Source organism: Sorangium sp. So ce590 (genome assembly GCF_051521365.1).
Taxonomy (GTDB): domain Bacteria; phylum Myxococcota_A; class Polyangia; order Polyangiales; family Polyangiaceae; genus Sorangium.
In genome coordinates this window covers 2,483,914-2,501,212 of record NZ_CP150346.1, presented here as the reverse complement: position 1 = coordinate 2,501,212, position 17,299 = coordinate 2,483,914, and the positions used below count along the sequence as shown (strand labels likewise).

The 17,299-nt window shown below is 70.8% G+C and carries 13 protein-coding genes; 9 read left to right on the top strand and 4 right to left on the bottom strand.

Annotation, left to right across the window (positions count from 1 at the left end; translation table 11 throughout):
• The first annotated feature begins 47 nt into the window (after positions 1 to 47).
• From WMF28_RS09525 to WMF28_RS09515, 3 genes are all read left to right on the top strand, one after another.
• The gene (locus WMF28_RS09525) at positions 48 to 1,892 is read left to right on the top strand and encodes a DNRLRE domain-containing protein (protein ID WP_437601813.1); all 1,845 of its coding nucleotides are present in this window, start codon (positions 48 to 50) and stop codon (positions 1,890 to 1,892) included.
• A gap of 175 nt (positions 1,893 to 2,067) precedes the next feature.
• A complete protein-coding gene (locus WMF28_RS09520; protein WP_437601812.1) occupies positions 2,068 to 4,065 on the top strand; it encodes a L,D-transpeptidase family protein in 1,998 nt (665 codons plus the stop codon).
• A 92-nt stretch (positions 4,066 to 4,157) separates the two neighbouring features.
• Entirely contained in the window at positions 4,158 to 5,342 is a 1,185-nt protein-coding gene (locus tag WMF28_RS09515) for an acyl-CoA dehydrogenase family protein (RefSeq protein WP_437601811.1), read from the top strand.
• 20 nt (positions 5,343 to 5,362) lie between these two features.
• Here WMF28_RS09515 and WMF28_RS09510 read toward each other — a convergent pair whose 3' ends face one another.
• Together WMF28_RS09510 and rplC are read right to left on the bottom strand one after the other, a co-directional pair.
• Complete coding sequence (locus WMF28_RS09510) at positions 5,363 to 5,980, bottom strand: SAM-dependent methyltransferase (RefSeq protein WP_437601810.1); 618 nt, start codon at positions 5,978 to 5,980, stop codon at positions 5,363 to 5,365.
• Positions 5,981 to 6,057: 77 nt separating this feature from the next.
• Positions 6,058 to 6,759, bottom strand: coding sequence for a 50S ribosomal protein L3 (gene rplC, locus WMF28_RS09505; RefSeq protein WP_437601809.1), 702 nt, complete (start codon positions 6,757 to 6,759; stop codon positions 6,058 to 6,060).
• Between the two features lie 353 nt (positions 6,760 to 7,112).
• Here rplC and WMF28_RS09500 point away from each other — a divergent pair, with 353 nt between their 5' ends.
• Entirely contained in the window at positions 7,113 to 7,619 is a 507-nt protein-coding gene (locus WMF28_RS09500) for a hypothetical protein (RefSeq protein WP_437601808.1), read from the top strand.
• A gap of 43 nt (positions 7,620 to 7,662) precedes the next feature.
• Here WMF28_RS09500 and WMF28_RS09495 read toward each other — a convergent pair whose 3' ends face one another.
• Positions 7,663 to 8,082 (bottom strand): cupredoxin domain-containing protein, encoded by a 420-nt coding sequence (locus WMF28_RS09495; protein WP_437601807.1) that lies wholly within the window; start codon positions 8,080 to 8,082, stop codon positions 7,663 to 7,665.
• Between the two features lie 133 nt (positions 8,083 to 8,215).
• Complete coding sequence (locus tag WMF28_RS09490; RefSeq protein WP_437601806.1) at positions 8,216 to 8,962, bottom strand: Bax inhibitor-1/YccA family protein; 747 nt, start codon at positions 8,960 to 8,962, stop codon at positions 8,216 to 8,218.
• Positions 8,963 to 9,415: 453 nt separating this feature from the next.
• On the opposite strand from WMF28_RS09490, the gene WMF28_RS09485 reads away from it, so the two are divergent.
• The 5 genes from WMF28_RS09485 to WMF28_RS09465 all read left to right on the top strand — a co-directional run bounded on the left by WMF28_RS09485 (position 9,416) and on the right by WMF28_RS09465 (position 17,296).
• Positions 9,416 to 10,537 carry a DUF4419 domain-containing protein gene (locus WMF28_RS09485; RefSeq protein ID WP_437601804.1) on the top strand — a complete coding sequence of 374 codons (1,122 nt, stop codon included), beginning with the start codon at positions 9,416 to 9,418 and terminating at the stop codon, positions 10,535 to 10,537.
• A gap of 162 nt (positions 10,538 to 10,699) precedes the next feature.
• Complete coding sequence (locus WMF28_RS09480; RefSeq protein WP_437601803.1) at positions 10,700 to 11,959, top strand: hypothetical protein; 1,260 nt, start codon at positions 10,700 to 10,702, stop codon at positions 11,957 to 11,959.
• Between the two features lie 54 nt (positions 11,960 to 12,013).
• Positions 12,014 to 13,108 carry a hypothetical protein gene (locus WMF28_RS09475; protein ID WP_437601802.1) on the top strand — a complete coding sequence of 365 codons (1,095 nt, stop codon included), beginning with the start codon at positions 12,014 to 12,016 and terminating at the stop codon, positions 13,106 to 13,108.
• Between the two features lie 25 nt (positions 13,109 to 13,133).
• Positions 13,134 to 15,563, top strand: a complete 2,430-nt coding sequence (locus tag WMF28_RS09470; RefSeq protein ID WP_437601801.1) for a DUF2169 family type VI secretion system accessory protein — start codon at positions 13,134 to 13,136, stop codon at positions 15,561 to 15,563.
• Entirely contained in the window at positions 15,560 to 17,296 is a 1,737-nt protein-coding gene (locus tag WMF28_RS09465; RefSeq protein WP_437601800.1) for a pentapeptide repeat-containing protein, read from the top strand. The genes WMF28_RS09470 and WMF28_RS09465 overlap by 4 nt, the downstream gene beginning before the upstream one ends.
• Positions 17,297 to 17,299: the final 3 nt, after the last annotated feature.

Below are 17,299 nucleotides of genomic sequence, written 5' to 3'. Positions count from 1 at the left end.
TGGCCTCGCGGGCGGAGCACGCCCGACGACGCGGATCGGAGAGCATCATGAGGAATCGGACGTTCGTCAAAGGGTCTCGGCATCTGCTCCTTGCCTCGTTCGCCGCCGCCTCCGGCGCGGCGCTCGCCGGGTGCGTCGGCGCAGAGGACGCGGGCAGCGAGCTGCTCGGTGAGGCGCAGCAGGCGGCGACGGTCTGTGTGACGCTCAAGCGCACCGGGACGACAGGCGTGATCAAAGACGCGATGATCCAGGAGTCCTTGCCCAAGGACCGGCAGAACGACGCCAACATGTACGCCGGCGCGGAGAGCAACGGCAAGCGCCTGTATTCGCTGATCGGGTTCGACCTCTCGTCGATCCCCGCCGACGCCGTCATCACCTCGGCGGACCTCTTCGTTCACATGGGCTCCGCGGCCCAGGAGGTGATGAGCGCGCACCGGATCACGACGGCCTGGGAGGAGAGCACCGTGAGCTGGAACACGCACGCGGAAGCGTGGGTCGATGCGACTAAGCCTGAAGGTGAACGCAGCAACCTGGGGACCCTCACGGCGAGCGCCGGGTACTCCTACAGCTACCACTCGCTCAGCCTCACCGCACTCGTACAAAGCTGGGTGAACGGCACCTACACGAACCACGGAATCCTCTTCGAGCAGACCACGAACCGCACCCACATCAGGGCGAGCGAGAACGCCGCGCTGGAGCGGCGGCCGTATCTCGAGGTCTGCTATGACAGCGCCACGGGCACCGGCTCGACCACCACGACGAGCAGCTCGACGACGGCCTCCAGCTCCAGCTCGACGACGGCCTCCAGCTCCAGCTCGACGACGGCCTCCAGCTCCAGCTCGACGACGGCCTCCAGCTCCAGCTCGACCACAACCACCACAACGTCGGGCTCTGGCGGTGAGGGCGGCTCGGGTGGTGGCACCGGTGGCTCGGGCGGGGTCGGCGGCGGTGGTGGCGGCGTGCCTGGCCCGCCGATCAGCTGCGCCAGCAACACGCCGGGCGCCGGCGAGAACTGCGGCGTGAACGGGAACGATGATTGCTGCTCGACGCTCCCGGTCCCTGGGGGCACGTTCAACCGGCTCAACAACGCGGGCCTGCCGGCGACGGTCAGCGACTTCTATCTCGACAAGTACACGATCACGGTGGGGCGCTTCCGGCAGTACATCGCGCAGACCGGCGGCCCGACGCAGGCCAACCCGCCGCCCGCCGGCTCGGGCGCCCACCCGAAGATCCCGAACAGCGGCTGGGACCCGTCGTGGAACTCGCAGCTCGCGGCCGACACGAGCGCGCTCAAGTCGGCGCTCATCTGCGATCCGTATGGCTGGCCGTCCTGGAGCAACACCCCGGGGGCCAAGGAGCACAAGCCGATCGTCTGCGCGAACTGGTTCGAGCTGTTCGCGTTCTGCGCGTGGGACGGCGGCCGGATGCCGACCCAGGCGGAGATCAACTACGCGTCTGCCGGCGGCGACGAGCAGCGCATCTATCCCTGGGGCGGCACGAGCGTCGAGGACATCGAGATCGACGACGCCTCGTGGTGCTGCCAGGGCGACGGGAGCGTCGCTGGCTCCTGCAAGATGTCGTATCCCTCGCTCTACCCGTGCAGCCAGACGGACCTCACCGACGTCGGCAAGTTCCCGAACGGCGCCGGGCGGTGGGGCCACATGGACCTGGCCGGCAATGCGTACAAGGCCACCCGCGACGGATCGGATATCTATCAGCTGCTCACGCCCTGCAACGACTGCTCGCGGCTCGACAACAACTCCGTCGCGCGCTTCATGCATGGCGGCAGCTTCCTGGCCGCCGGGTTCAAGCAGACGACGGACTACCAGGTCTCCTACGCGAGCAACTCGCGCCGCTACTACGTCACGGCCACGTGCGCGCGCGATCTGTGAGCTGAGGCCCTCCGGGCGCGGGTCCGCCGCGCCCTCCCTCCCCCGCCGCCGGCCGCGCCCTGGAGCGCCAGGCGAGCGCCTCCGCCGGCGAGGCGCTCGCTCGCGGCCCCGCGCGCGGTTCGCGGCTCCCCTCTTGAACTTGGCCCTCGCCCGCGCCTCCTGGTACGCGCGCTCCATGCGCGTGAGAGGCTTTCTCCTGCTGCCAGCGGTTGCGCTCTCGACGCTGAGCGCGAGCTGCCCGCGCCCTGCCTCCGAGCCGACGGCGGCGTCCCCGGCCCCTGCGCCGGCGTCCGCTGTCACCGCGCCGCTCGTCGTGGCGGTGCCCGCCGTCGCTGCCCCGGCGCCCTCCGCCGCCGCGGAGGACGCCGCGCTGACCGGCGCGGGCGCCGTGGTGACACCGCCGCCCGCGGACGCCGCGACGCCGGGCGGAGACCCGCTCGCCTTGAAGGAGCTGCCGCCGGAGCTCGTCGATGACGGATCCGACAAGCTGCCCGAGCTGGATCCGCCCCCGGCCACCTCGCCGACGGTGGCCGAGGAGGTCCACGAGCTCGCGAGCATCGCCCGGGAGACGTGGATCTTCGCCGAGCCGCGCTGGACCGGCCGGCGCATCGGGTACCTGCGCGCCGGCGCCGTGGTCGCGCGCCGGCCCGAGCCATCCGGCAGAGAGTCGTGCGCCGGGGGCTGGTACCGCATCGAGCCGAACGGCTACGTCTGCATTGGCGCCAGCGCGACGCTCAACATTCACGACCTCGCGGTCGAGGCCTCGTCGCGCCGTCCGGTCCGCCGGTTCGCTTCGCCCGCCTTACCGGACGTCCGCGGCGAGGTCGCACCGGCAGCGATGCAGGGCGGCGATACCGCGCCGGCCGCTCTCCAGACGGGCGATAACGCGCCGGCCGCTCTCCAGACGGGCGATAACGCGCCGGCCGCTCTCCAGACGGGCGATAACGCGCCGGCCGCTCTCCAGACGGGCGATAACGCGCCGGCCGCTCTCCAGACGGGCGATAACGCGCCGGCCGCTCTCCAGACGGGCGATACAGCGCCAGGCGCCACGCAGGCGGACGACACCGCGCCGGAGGCGCGCGACATCACGGCCCTGCTCGGCGGGCTGCCCTACACGTACGTGATGTCCCGCTCCCCCACCCCGCCGCTCTATGCGCGCCTGCCGAGCGAGGACGAGCAGCGCAGCGCCGAGCCCGATCTCGCCGCGCACCTGCTCCGCGCCGCGACCGCCGCCCGCGCGCCGGACTTCGTCGCGCCGCCGCCCCTCGACGCGACCCCCTCGGTCCTGCTCTACGGCCGTCCGGCGCCCGGGCTCGCCGGCGACCGCCGAGCGCCCGACGCGCTCGTCCTGGGCCGCGCCCGGACGCGCTCCGGCTTCGCGCTGCTCTCGACCTTCGAGCACGACGGGCGCCGCTTCGGCCTGACCACCGACCTCGCCGCCCTGCCGCTCGACCGCACCCGCGTCATCCGGCCGAGCGCCTTCGCCGGGCTCCTGCTCCCGGAGGGCGTCCCCCTGCCCGTCGCCTTCTCCCGGCGCCGCCACGCCGCGCGCCTCGTCCCGGGCGAGCGCGGCGGCCTCACCCGCGCCCCGCTTCGCTTCCGCGAGGCGATCCCGCTGTCCGGCGCCTCCCGGCGCGTCGGCGGCATCGATTACCACGAGGCGCGGGACGGCTCGCTCGTCCGCGCCGACGACCTCGTGCGCATCGACCCGCTCCCCAGGACGCCCGCGTGGGCGGTGCGCGGGCGCAAGTGGATCGACGTCTCCATCAACCAGCAGAGCCTCGTCGCGTACGAGGGCACCCGCCCTGTCTACGTGACCCTCGTCTCGGCCGGGGCGGACGGCCTCGGCGACCCCGAGACGACGCGCTCGACGATCCAGGGCCTGTTCCGCATCCACACGAAGCACGTCACGGTCACGATGGATGGCGACGAGGAGGAGGAGGATCCGTTCGATTTCCGCGACGTGCCGTTCGTCCAGTACTTCACCGGGGGCTTCGCGTTCCACGCCGCCTACTGGCACGACGATTTCGGCACCCCACGCAGCCACGGCTGCGTGAACCTCTCGCCGCTCGACGCCGCCTGGCTGTTCGAGTGGACGACCCCCGAGGTGCCGGCCGACTGGCACGGCGCGCTCTCGCTGCGGAAGGGCACGCTCGTCTCCATCCGTCCGTGAGCCGGCCCATCCGCCCGTGAGCCGCGGCGCTCGCCGGCGCTGTGCCCCTTCCGTCTTCCGCGCCGTTCGAAGGCACGCTACACGCTGGCTCCATGGCCACGCAGGAGCCCCTCTCGCTCGATCAGCTCATGGCGATCGATCCGCTGCTCTCCGACGAGGAGCGCATGGTCCGCGACGCCGTCCGTCGCTTCGTGCGCGAGCGGTACCTCCCGCGCGCCGCGAGCCTGTTCGCCCGGGAGGAGTTCGCGACCGACCTGATCCCCGAGATCGCCGCGCTCGGCCTGCTCGGCGGCTCGCTGACCGGCTACGGCTGCGCCGGCATGAACTCTGTCGCTTACGGCCTCGCGCTGCAGGAGCTCGAGTACGGCGACAGCGGCCTGCGCAGCTTCGTGAGCGTCCAGGGCTCGCTGGCGATGTATCCGATCTGGAAATACGGCTCCGAGGAGCAGAAGCAGCGCTGGCTGCCGGGGATGGCCGCCGCCGAGCTGATCGGCTGCTTCGGCCTGACCGAGCCCGACAGCGGCTCGGATCCGAGCTCGATGAAGACGCGCGCCCGGAAGGACGGGAGCTCTTATGTGCTCACGGGCACGAAGATGTGGATCACGAGCGCGCCGATCGCGCACCTCTGCGTGGTGTGGGCGAAGGTGGATGACGGAGGGGCCGAGTCGATCCGCGGCTTCGTGGTGGAGCGGGGGATGAAGGGGCTGGAGACGCCGCTCATCCACGGCAAGATGAGCCTGCGCGCGAGCCCGACCGGGGAGATCGTCCTGAACGAGGTGCGCGTCCCGGAGGAGAACGTGCTGCCGGGGGTGGTCGGCCTGAAGGGCCCGCTCGGCTGCCTGACGCAGGCGCGCTTCGGGATCGCGTGGGGCGCGCTCGGCGCCGCGCGCGCCTGCTACGAGACCGCCGTCTCCTATGCGCGCGAGCGCGTCCAGTTCGGCCAGCCGATCGCGTCGCGGCAGCTCATCCAGGCGGAGCTCGTGGAGATGGCGACCGAGATCGCGAAGGGGCAGATCATGGCGCTGCATTTCGCGCGGCAGAAGGACGCCGGCGGGATCAGCCCGGTGCAGGTCTCCCTCTGCAAGCGGAACAACGTGGGCTGGGCGCTCAAGATCGCGAGGACCGCGCGCGGCATCCTCGGCGCCAACGGGATCCTGCTCGATTACCCGGTCGTCCGGCACATGCTCAACCTCGAGAGCGTGTACACGTACGAGGGCACCGACGAGGTGCACTGCCTGATCCTCGGGAACGCGATCACGGGGCACAACGCGTTCTGAGGGGGGTTAGCCCCGCGCGCCTATCCCGTCTTCCCCGGCGCCTTGCGCCGCAGCCCCACCAGGAAGAGCTCCACGCTGTTCGAGCGCGTCCCCTCGGGCCGGATGCTCCGGACCTCCTCGCACAGGTTCCGCAGCGCGTCCCGGGCCTTCACGAAGTCCTCGCTCATGAAGATCTTGCCGACGAACGCGCCGCCCGGCGCGAGCAGCGCCTCGGCCACGGCCACGGCGCGCATGAACAGCTCGTAGCTCCGGGCCTGGTCGGCGATCTTGCTGCCGCTCGTCGAGGGCGCCATGTCCGACAGCACAACGTCGTACGGCGCGAACTGCGCCAGCGCCTCGTTCGTCAGCGACAGCGCGTCCCCCTGCACCACCGTCGCCTGCGGGCCGAACGCCGCGGTGATCGGCGAGAGATCGACCGCGAGCAGCTTGCCCGCCGCGCCGATCCGCTGCGCCGCGTACATCGACCACGAGCCGGGCGCCGCGCCCAGGTCGAGCACGCGCTGGCCGGGGCGGAGCAGCCGCACCCGGCGATCGATCTCCTCGAGCTTGAAGACGCTGCGCGCAGGATAGCCCTGCGCCTTCGCCGCCTTCGTGAAGGCGTCGGGGCGCTGGTACGGGTTCCTGGACTTCGGCGGCACGGGAGGACCGGAGGGCTCCGCCGGCGGGACGCGCGCGCTCGCTCAGCGGCGCGCGCGCTCCACCGAGCGGCCGGGGCTCAGCCCATCTTCTTCTTGCCGGTCGGCTGCACCGGCTTGGGGAGACCCTTGCCGCCGCGCTTCTTCACGGCGCCACGGATCGTGACCACCTGGTTCTTCGGGCCGGGGACGGGGCCCTCGATGAGGATGAGGTTGTCCTCGGGGAGGAGCTTCGCGATCTTGAGGTTGAGCGCGCTCACCGTCTCGTCGCCGTAGTGGCCGGGCATCTTCAGGCCGGGCAGCGTGCGGCCGGGGGTCATGTTCGTACCGATCGAGCCGCCGTGGCGGAAGTACTCGTGGGTACCGTGCGAGCTGACCGCGCCGGCGAAGCTCCACCGGCGGATGACGCCGCTGAAGCCGCGGCCGCGCGAGCGGCCCTGCGCGTCCACGCGCTGGCCGACCTCGAAGATCTCGTCCACCTTGAGCGCCTGCCCGAGCTCGTACTTCGCCGCGTGCTCGGGGCTGCAGCGCAGCTCGCGCACGACGCGCTTCGGCGTCTGCCCCGTCTTCTTGAAGGCGCCGGCGAGCGGCTTCGTCGTGTGCCGCTCCGCCCGCTCGCCGAGGCCGAGGATGAGGGCGCTGTAGCCGTCCTTCTCGAGCGTGCGCTTGCCGATGACGACGCAGCCCGCCTGCACGACCGTGCAGCGCAGGACCTCGCCCGTCTCGCTGAAGATCTGCGTCATGCCGATCTTCTTGCCGATGATGCCGGGATGCTGATTCATGATGCGATTGCCTCTTCGCTCCGTCTGGGGGTGGCTCGGACTGGCTCCGCGCGCGCAGCGCGCCGCGAGCACGATCCCCTCGGCACGCCTCTGTACGAGCCGGTTCGGAGCGAAGAACCGGGGCGGTCGCCCGCCGGGTGCGTTGGGGGGCGCAGAGCTTACCCACGGCAACCCCAAAGGGAAGCGAAAGTTTCGGCTTCTGACGTGATCCAGATCACATATACACGCCTGGTGTGATTTTTATCACAACAAATGCCGCTTGGACATTGTCCGTCTCGGCGGACATTTCCTGACTCTCCGCGGCATCGCCGAACCGGGAAGTAGGCCTCAAATTCCGACGTCGGAGGTCATGGATGACAGACATCATCGCTCACGGTGAGCCGCGCGACGTCGAGCGCCTCATGGAACGTTGCTTGTTTCTGCTGAGAGGCGGCGGGCCCGGCGCCGGCGAGGACGGCGCGGGCGTGGCCGGCACGCAGGTGGTCCGTGACGGCGAGTTCGTCGTGGTGAGCATCGAGGCGACATGGCTCGGATGGCCCGAGGGGACGCTGCTCTTCAGGTTCAGGTCGGAGTCGGCGCCCTGCGTCGCGTGCGTGGAGCGCGCGGCCGCGTTCGCCCGCCACCGGACGAGCGGCATGCTCGCCGCGAGCGACGTGCGCGAGATGCTCCGCTTCGCCGTGGCCCGCTGCGCCGCCTCGGGCATCGACCTGGCCCACACCGGCGCGCCGGCGGCGCGCGAGGCCGGCTCCCCCGGCGAGCCGGGCCGCGCCGAGGCGCCCGCCTCCGGGACGCGCCGCGCCGCGCGGGACGCGGGCGGCGGCGCGAGGCGCTACGACGCCGAGCTCTGGCTCATCCTCTGACGGTTCCGCGCGACGCCGCGCCCCGGACGAGGGCGCGGCCGCGTCACGAGCCGACCACGTTGATGGTCGCCTTGATCATCGCCATCCAGCACTGAAGCACCATCTTCCCTTCCTTCTCCGGGGTGACGGCCACCTCGACCTGCGTGTTCAGCGGCAGGTCCTTCTCGATCTTCAGATCCGGAATCGCGATCGCCTTCAGACACTCGCTCTTCGTCGTCCGGGTGAAGCGCAGCACCACCGGCTCCCCCTTCTTCAGCTCGATGGTCGACGGGGAGAAGCCGCTGTCGTTGACGGCGATGTCGACGCGCTTGACGTTCGCCGGCGCGGCGAGCTCGGCGGCCGCCACCACCTTCGTCTCCTCGGCCGCCGCCGCCTTCGTCTCCTCGGCGGGCTTGCTGCAAGCGAGGCCGGCGAGCGGCGACAGGGAGAGGGCAAGCGCGGCGATGAGGAGCGGACGACCCATGGTCCGCGCGTTCTTACCCAGCGGAAAAGGGACGTCAAGCCGCCCTCCCCGGCGTCCGCCCGGGGCGCGCTCGAGGCCCGGGCCCCGGGCACGCACGAAAAGGCGCAGGCGGGCGCGCCGCGGCAACGGCCGGTCAGACGTGGCGGCCCGAGAGGATCTGCAGAATCGACGAGAACAGGTTGATGAAGTTGAGGTAGAGGTCGAGCGCGCCGCCGACAGGGTCCTCGTCGTCCGAGTGGAGCAGACGCGACGTGTTGTAGAGTACATATCCCCCGAACACGAGGACCGACACGCTGGCGATCGCCAGTCCGAGGAGCGTGCTCCCGAGCAGGACGTTGAGCAGCATGGCGCCGAGGACGACCATGGCGCCCATCACCAGCCCGCTGGCCAGGAACGACAGATCCTCCTTCGAGAGGAAGACACCGAGCGTGAGGCTGCCGAACGTGAGGACCGTCAGGATGAAGGTGTCCCGCACCGGGGCCGACGACAGGGTGCCGCCGAGGCCCGCGGCGACCTGGGCCATGTAGAGCGCAGGCGCCATGGTGACGCCGAGGATGGCCGCCATCCCGAAGAGCGCGAGGACGTTGACGCCGGGGACGCGGCGCACGGCGCGGGCGCCGAACATCACGCCGAACACGACGCCCATCGACAGGATCGGGTGAGCCGCGAAGAGCTCGATCACCGGCGGCATCGCGCCCCCCGGGGCCGCCTCGTCCGCGTCCGGCGCCCCGATGTACAGCGCGCACATGGCGCCCAGCGAGGACACGACCAGGCTCGCAGTGAAGAGCCCATACACCTTCTTGAGGAAGTCGATCCGCAGCGCCGCTTTCGGGTTGGCCGGTGCCCCGGCCACGTACGACCCCGCCTGGCGTGAACTCATCTGCTGCGCTCCTCCTTCAAGTTGATCGCCGCGGCTGCGCGATCGTCTAGTCGTGCACCATTCGCCACGGACGCGCAACACCGCCGCGGCGCGGCCCCAAAAATGTCCGCCATCCACGAAAAATCACACCCCCTGACGCGCTGCCCACCCACCTACCACCTACCTATCCGCGCGGCGCGGGCGGCGGCGGGGCGTGAACGGCGCGCCGCGGGCCCGAGGAGGACCTCGCCCGAGGGGCGCCCCGGCGGGGTGTCGGGTCCGCGAAACCACCGGCCATCGCGCGGCCTTCGCATCACGGGCCTCCGGGGACGCTTCGCCTTGGTTTCATGCTGCGCCGACGACGTGGGCCGCTCGACCCGTCAGGTTGTCGCGCGCAGCACGCTCGTGTACGGAAGGACAAAGGACAGCGCCAGATCACGACGGCGTCGCGCCGGGCCAGGAGGACGAGGGGTCATGAACGTTACGACGATCGCCGTCGCGGAGGTCGAGCCAGCGACGGCGCCCTTGCCGGGGTTCGAGAGCGAAGCTGCCGTGCAAAGCCTGCTGGTCTCGCCGATCGAGGCCACCTACCGTCACCGGCTGCCGCTCGTGGGACGCACGGATCTGCACCCGCTCGTCCAGGCGGCCTATACCGCCTTCACCCGGCGCTATCCCCTCGTGATCTCGCCCGACGTGATCTGGTTCTGCCTGGCGCGCGGCTTCACGCTCCACCTCGCCGCGAACAACGAGCAACGGCGCCGCTTCCTCGCAGAAGATCACCCTTTCGAGCTCGTCGTCGAGCGGCCGGACTTCACCCTCGGCGAGGTGAACCCGTGGCCCGCATTGTTTCCGGACTTCTCCAGGCAGGTTTCGGCGCGGGTCGGCCCGCTGCGGGATCTCGTGGCAGGCAATTTCTCCACCACGGGTCCTGTCGAGCGGGTGTCGTCGGAGCTCACGGTGGCGACCCCGCTCGCGCCGCACTTCGACTGGGAGCCGCCGTTTCCGGGCGATCTCGCGCGCCCGCAGCGCGGCATCCCGCGCGTGTACCTGCTCGGCACCTCCGATGACTGGCGCTGGGTGCGCCAGCGCGTGGCGATGCTCGGCGCCGTCGGGCAGGAGCGCTGGACGCGCGCCCTCCTGCCCGTGCTCGACCAGATCGCCGCCTCCTCGGAGGGGCGCGCCGACAGGGCGTTCTGGCGCGCCTTCTTCAGGTACGAGAACCCGGCGGACGAGATCACCGGGTGGATCCACGTGCTGTTTCCCTACCTGCGCGCCTGGCCCAACGACTACTTCGCCCCGAACCCCTATATCGAGGCCTGGCACGAGCGATGGCTGAAGGCGGAGGCCCGCAGCGACGCGCTCGGGCGGCTGGGCAACCCGCAGGGGCCCGGGCTCTCCGAGCTGCCGCCCGGCCTGACGAGCGCCCAGCTGCGCTTCGTCGACCGGGGCCGCCGCGCGCACCGCATGGAGTTCATCAGCGGCCTGATCGGCGTCACGCAGGACCCGCACTCGCTCGCGCTCCTCCCCGAGTTCGCGTGGGCCGTCGTGCACCAAGCAGCCGAGTCGATCGCCGAGCGCGCCGCCGCGGCCTCCTGAGCCGCGTGGCATCCGCATGGCGCATGGCGACCGACCGCGCGCCGTGCGGGAGGGCGCGGCGAGCGGTTCGGCATGGACGGCCGGCTCACCGTGACCTAGGATAGGGCGCTCGCGACGGGGCGACGCCATGCGCCGTTCATCACGCTCGACACGGAGGCTCCAGTGCCCGGAGGCAAGTTCGCTCTCCTCGAAGTACCGGATCTGAATGGCGGACAGCCGTCGTACCTGCGCCTCGGGGCGGCCGCGCCGCTCGGCGAGAGCGCGGGCGACGACCTCGCGGAGCGGATTCAGACCTTCACCGACGACACGCGAAAGCGCGACGGCTCGCCCGACTTCGTGCCCGAAGGCGAGCGCCAGGCCGAGACGGCGAAGCTGCACACGAAGGGCGGCTGGCGCGACCACTCGGACGGCAACCGGATCTCGACGACCCGGGGCGACAAGGTCGAGGTGATCGGGGGGAATTACCGCCTGCTCATCCTCGGCCACGGCGACGGGAAGACCCAGGCCGGCTGGGACATCTCGGGAGGGCACCTCACCGAGGTGAGCGAGACCTTCGGCGGCGGCACCACCATCGAGTGGGTGCAGAACTACGGCGGGACGTGGAAGGTGGTCGAGACGACCATCAAGGGCGAGGTGCACACCACCTACCACGGCGATGTCTACGACACGTATTACGGCAAGCTCAAGCAGAGCCAGACCGGCACGGACACGTTCCCCACGCTGCAGGTCGCCGACGACTACCTCGACGACACGAACCCGCCCTCGCCCCAGGCGATCCCCACGGAGAACCCCGAGATCATCGACAAGACGTGGGCGAAGAGCATCTCGTCCTATACCGGCTCGGAGAAGCTGCCGGTGCCCACGATCACGAACGAGACCTGGGCGGAGGTGATGGTCTCGACGACGAACGCCACGTCGATGACCGACGAGACGACCGTCAAGGAAGCGTCGATCTCCACCATGAAGGCCGAGTCGATCACGTCCTCCACCACGGTCGACGGGACCATGGAGGACACGACCCAGGCGAAGACGATCAGGAACAAGACAACGGCGGACAAGATCATCTCCGAGACCCGCGCCGACACCGAGGACGATATGTACGGCGACGCCGACTCGTACACGCAGGGCAACAGCAAGACCGTCGTCGATGGGATCGAGACGACGATCAACCTCGGCGTGGTGAACGAGGTCGTCCTCGGGGCGATGATCGAGACGACGCTCGGCGGGGAGGTGACGTTCACGGCCGGGGGCTCCCTCGACGTGACCGTCGGCGCCAAGGTGGAGCTCAGCATGACCGCGAGCGTCGACTTCTCTGTCGGTCCCAAGCGCGAGCTGGGGACCACCGGGGTGGAGCTCCACCTCAGCAAGACGGAGGTCTCGCTCACGAACAAGGTCATCTCGCCGTTCAACCTCTTTTTCTGAGGGCGCGAGCGGCGAGCACGACGCTCCACGCGCCCACCGGATGACGGAGCTCCCATGGCCGGCGATGGCAAGTACGGTATCCTCCATGTCCCCGATTTCGGCGACGGCATGTCGTCGTACCTCCGCGTCGGCGCGACCCCGGACGACGACAACACCTGGCGGGACGAGACCGACGGCAACCGGATCACGACCACCCGGGGCGACAAGATCGAGGTCATCGGGGGCACCTACTCGATGAAGGTCCTCGGCCGCCGGGCCTTCAAGGCCACCACGGAGGTGGAGGAGGGGCGGATCAAGGAGGGCGGCATCACCTTCCAGGGGCGGAGCGATATCGAGTTCGTGAAGGGCGCCCGCGGCCAGAGGAAGATCCGCGAGACGACCGTGAAGGGCGAGGTGCACTCGACCTACCACGGCGACTCCTTCGAGTACCATTACGGCCCCAAGCTGGTGAGCCGCACCGGCCACGAGGACACGCCGACCCCGATCGAGGATTACCCGTCGGTGATGACGGAGAACCCCACGATGATCGCCAGGACGTGGGCGAAGAGCATCTCGTCCTATACCGGCTCGGCGAAGCTGCCCGTGCCCTCGATCAAGGAAGAGACCTGGGCCGAGACGATGGAGTCGACGACCCACGTCAAGACGATGACCGACGAGACGACCGTCAAGGGACCGTCGAAAGAGGCCATGAAGGCCGGGTCGATCACGTCCACCACCACGGTCGAACAGACCCTCTCGGATACCACCAAGGCCGGGACCATCAGGAACAAGACAACGGCGGACAAGATCATCTCCGAGACGCGCGCCGACACCGAGGACGAGATGTATGGAAACGCCGACTCGTACACGCAGGGCAACAGCAAGACCGTCGTCGACGGGATCGAGACAACGATCAACCTCGGCGTGGTGAACGAGGTCGTCCTCGGGGCGATGATCGAGGCGACGCTCGGCGGGGAGGCCACGCTGTCGATCGGGGCCACGGTCGACGCGACGTTCGGGCTGAAGGCGTCCATCAGCGTGACCGCGACCCTCGAGGCCAGCGTCGGCCCCAAGCTCTCGATGGGGCCGGCGCGGGAGAAGGTGTCCCTGGACCGGAGCAAGGCCGCGCCCGTCCGCACGAATATCTCGGCGGCCCACCTCATCGTGTGATGCCCGAGGAGCGGCGAGCCCACGAATGGCGAACAAGAACCTCACCCCCTTCCTCTTCGGCAGCAAGGTCACCTCGCGGAGGCCGCCCCAGCCGGAGATGACCCTGATCGTCCGGGCGAAATTCACGCTCAGGCCCGGAGCGCCGCTCTCCCTGCCCGAGGGCCACCCGGTGCTCGCGCAGGAGACGCTGCGGGGCAACGTGTTCGACGACGACGATCACGACCAGACCGGCGAGTGCCTCTATCCGAGCGATCTCGCGGACTACAAGCCTCACGCCGACGTGCTCTTGCTCGGCACGTGCCACACGCCGGGCAAGGCGCGCGTGACCGAGTGTCCTGTGCGGTTCGGCGTCGGGTCCTGGTCGAAGATCCTGCGCGTGGTCGGCGAGCGCGTGTGGATGGATGGCCTGCTCGGGCCGGCCATGAGCGATCCGGTGCCGTTCGAGCGGATGCCGCTCGGCGACCGGCACAGCTTCGGGGGGCCCGGACACCCGCTGAACCCGGTGGGCAAGGGCCACGGGACGCGCGAGCTCCCCAACGTCGAGGGCGCGGACGATCTCCTGCTGTCGCGCTCGGATCGGCCGGCGCCCGCGGGCTTCGGGCCCCTGTCCCCGAACCGCCCCGACCGGCGCGCGAAGGTCGGGAAGAACTACGGCAAGGCGTACCGCGAGAAGCGCGCGCCGTACTACGCCGACGACCTCGACTGGACCTACTTCAACGCAGCCCGGCCAGACCAGCAGCTCCCCTACCTGCGCGGCGACGAGGAGCTCCTGTTCCAGAACCTCCACCCGGACGCGGAGGTGTTCCGGTCGCGGCTGCCGGGGCTCCGGATCCGCGCCTTCGCGAACGACGCGGAGCGCGGGTTCCGCGAGGTGCCGATGCACCTCGACACGCTCCTCGCCGACCTGGACAGAGAGGCCCTGTTCCTCACCTGGCGAGGCCTCACGGAGGTGGCCGACGACGACCTGTCGCCCGTCACGACGCTCGTCGCCTCCGAGCCGCTCGACGCGCCGCCGCTGCCCGAGGCGCACTACCGGGAGATCCTCGCGCGGTTCGAGGCCGATCCGCTCGAGATCGAGGCGCAGATCTCGCCGGAGCTCAAGGAGGAGTGGAAGGCGCTGCAAGCGCTGCAACGGAAGGGCGACGAGGCGGCGACGCCGCCGGACGCGTCGGGGCTCGACCCGCTGTCGGCGATGCTCAAGGCGCGGCTCGGCGACGTGGCCAGGCCGCAGCAGGACAAGATTCGCCGGGCGATGGCCGCGCTCGCGGGCGTCGCGGTGCCGGGGGGGAAGGTCCTCGGCGGCGTCATCGCGGAGGCGCTGCGCCACCTGCCGAAGGCTTCCCAGGCGCTTCCGCCGCCGCTCGCCGAAGCGGCGCCGATGGTGACGGACGCGGCGCTCCGGACGGCCTTCCGGAGGGTCGCGCGGGCCGTGGAAGAGGCGAAGTCGCTGGCGGCCGCGCGCGGAGCGCCGGTCCCGGCGCTCGCGGCGTGGGACAAGCTCGTCGGCGATCCGAAGCTCGCGTCGATGGGCCTCTCGACGGACCCGCCGCGCATTCCGGGGGAGATCGGGCCGGGGAGCGACCTCTCGGACCAGGACCTGAGCGACAAGGACCTGAGCGGCCGCGACCTCACCGGCGCGAACCTCTCCGGCGCCCTCCTCACGGGGGCCAACCTCCGGGGCGCCAAGCTCGTGCGCGCGACGCTGAAGCACGCCGTGCTGTTCGACGCCGACGTGAGGGAGGCGGACTTCACCGAAGCGGACCTGAGCGGCGCGACCCTGCAGAGCGCCTGGGCCGAGCGCGCCGTCTTCCGCGGCGCCACGCTGGAGGGCACCTCGTTCGACGGCGCGCGGCTCATGGAGGCCGATCTGTCGGGCACGCGGGGGACGCAGCTCGTGCTCTCGCGGGCGGACATGACCGGGGCCACCGCGAGAGGGGCGACGTGGGCCGTGGCGTTCCTGGAGGACACCGTGCTCGAGCGCGCGGACCTGTCGCAGGCCTCGCTCACGCGATCGTTCGTGTCGAAGGTCAAGGCGGCCTCCGCCACGTTCGCCGGCGCCACCCTCACCGGCACGAGCTTCTCCGGCTCGGACCTGACCCGGGCGGTCTTCACGGGCGCGCGGGGCGAAGGGAGCGTGTGGTTGGGCGCGACCCTCACCGGCGCGGATCTCAGCCTCGCCGTGCTGACGAGCGCCCACTTCTCGGAGGCCACCGCCGAAGGGGCGAACTTCTTCGGCGCCAACGTGCGAGGCTCCCGGTTCGACCGGGCCGACCTCACGCGCGCCGACTTCACGCGGGCGAACCTCTTCGAGGCCGACCTGCTCAAGGCGAGGGTCCCGGAGGCGAAGTTCGTCGACGCGAACCTCTACGATGCAAAATTCTACCAGACCGCGGGCTCCGGCTGCGATTTCAGGGGGGCGAACCTGAAGAAGTCGACCCTGGAGCGGGATCGATGACGCCGGACGAGCTGAAGGCGCTGGTCCAGGCGGGCGAGCCGCTCGACGGCAGGACGCTCGGCCAGATGGATCTGCGGGGCGCCGACCTCCGCAAGGCGCGGCTGCGCGGCGCGAAGCTCGGCTGGCTGCAGCTCGGCGGCGCGGACCTCTCGGGGGCCGACCTCCGCGGCGCCAGGATCGCCTGGTGCGCGCTCGGCGGCGCGGACCTGTCGGGCGCCGATCTGGAGGGGGCGGCCATCGCCCAGAGCGATCTCTCGGGCGCGAACCTGTCCGGCGCGAACCTCACGGGGGTCAGCCTGGTGCGGGGCCAGCTCGGCGGGGCGAACCTGAGCGGCGCGCGGATCCAGGGGGCGAACCTGGCCGAGTCGAGGCTCGCGGGGGCGGAGCTATCGAGGGCGACCCTGTCGAACGCGCGGCTCGACCTCGCCGACCTGTCGGGCGCGGCGCTCGACGGCGCGACCGTCTCGCACAGCTCGTTCACGAGGGCGGACCTCTCGGGCGCCTCGCTCTCGCAGGCGCGCATCGAGGGCTCGTCGTTCGCCGAGGCCAACCTGGCGCGGGCCGATTTCTCGGGCGCCGAGCTCGACACGGTGGTGTTCCTGAAGGCCGATCTCCGCGAGGCCGTGCTCCCGAAGAAGCTCACGAAGACGGTGTTCGACGGCGCGCGCCTCGGCCAGCTGGACCTCTCCGGGGCGGACCTCGCGGGCGCGGCGCTGGAGGAGATGGACTTCGCCGGGGTGAGCTTCGAGAACGCGAACCTCACGCTGTCGTCGCTCCAGGGCACGAACCTCCGGGGCGCGAGCTTCCGGGGGGCGACGCTCGACCAGACGACGCTCGCGAACTGCGATCTCACCGGCGCGGACTTCCGGGGCGCGACGCTGAGGTCGTGCATGCTGTACAGGGCGCAGCTGCCGGGCGCGGACCTGTCGGGCAAGGACCTCGAGATGGTGGTCTTCACCGAGGCCGACCTCTCCGGCGCGAACCTGTCCGGGTCGCGGCTCGTGCGCTGCATCCTGGAGGGGGCGAACCTCGCAGGCGCGGACCTGACCCGCGCGCTCGTCTCGCAGACGTCGCTGCGGACCGCGCGCGTGGAGGGCATCCTCTTCGAGAAGGCGATCTTCGATTGCGTGGACTTCTCCGGGGTGGACCTGACCCGTACGTCCCTCTCGGGACTGACCATCTCGCGGTGCTTCTTCGCGCTCGGCAACCTCTCGGGGATGGACCTCTCGGGGTGCAACCTGTCGAACTGCGATTTCACGCAGTGCAACCTGGAGCGCACCCGCCTCGAGGGCGCCATCCTAGCCAACGCGAACTTCAAGGAGGCGAACCTGCGGCACGCCATCCTGTCGGGCGCGATGGCCAAGGCCGCCTTCTTCGGCGAGAGCGTCCTCGCCGGCGCCGTGATGACGCAGGCGATGCTCCGCAGCGCGATCTTCGTGAAGGCCGATCTCACGGGGGCGAACCTCGCGGGGTCCGATGTCCGCGAGACGGTGTTCACCGAGGCCCGCGCGGCCGGGGCGCTGTTCGTGGGGGTCAAGGCGCATTACGCCGATCTCTCGCACGCGGACATCTCCGGCGCCGACTTCACCGGCGCGGACCTGACGTGGGCGAACCTGCACCACATCCGCGACGAGAAGACACGCTATCTCGACGCGAACCTCGCCACGGCGAGGCGCACGGACGTGGACCGGCTTGAGGCCGAGGCCTGGATGCCGCCCGAGCGGCGCTCGTAGAGG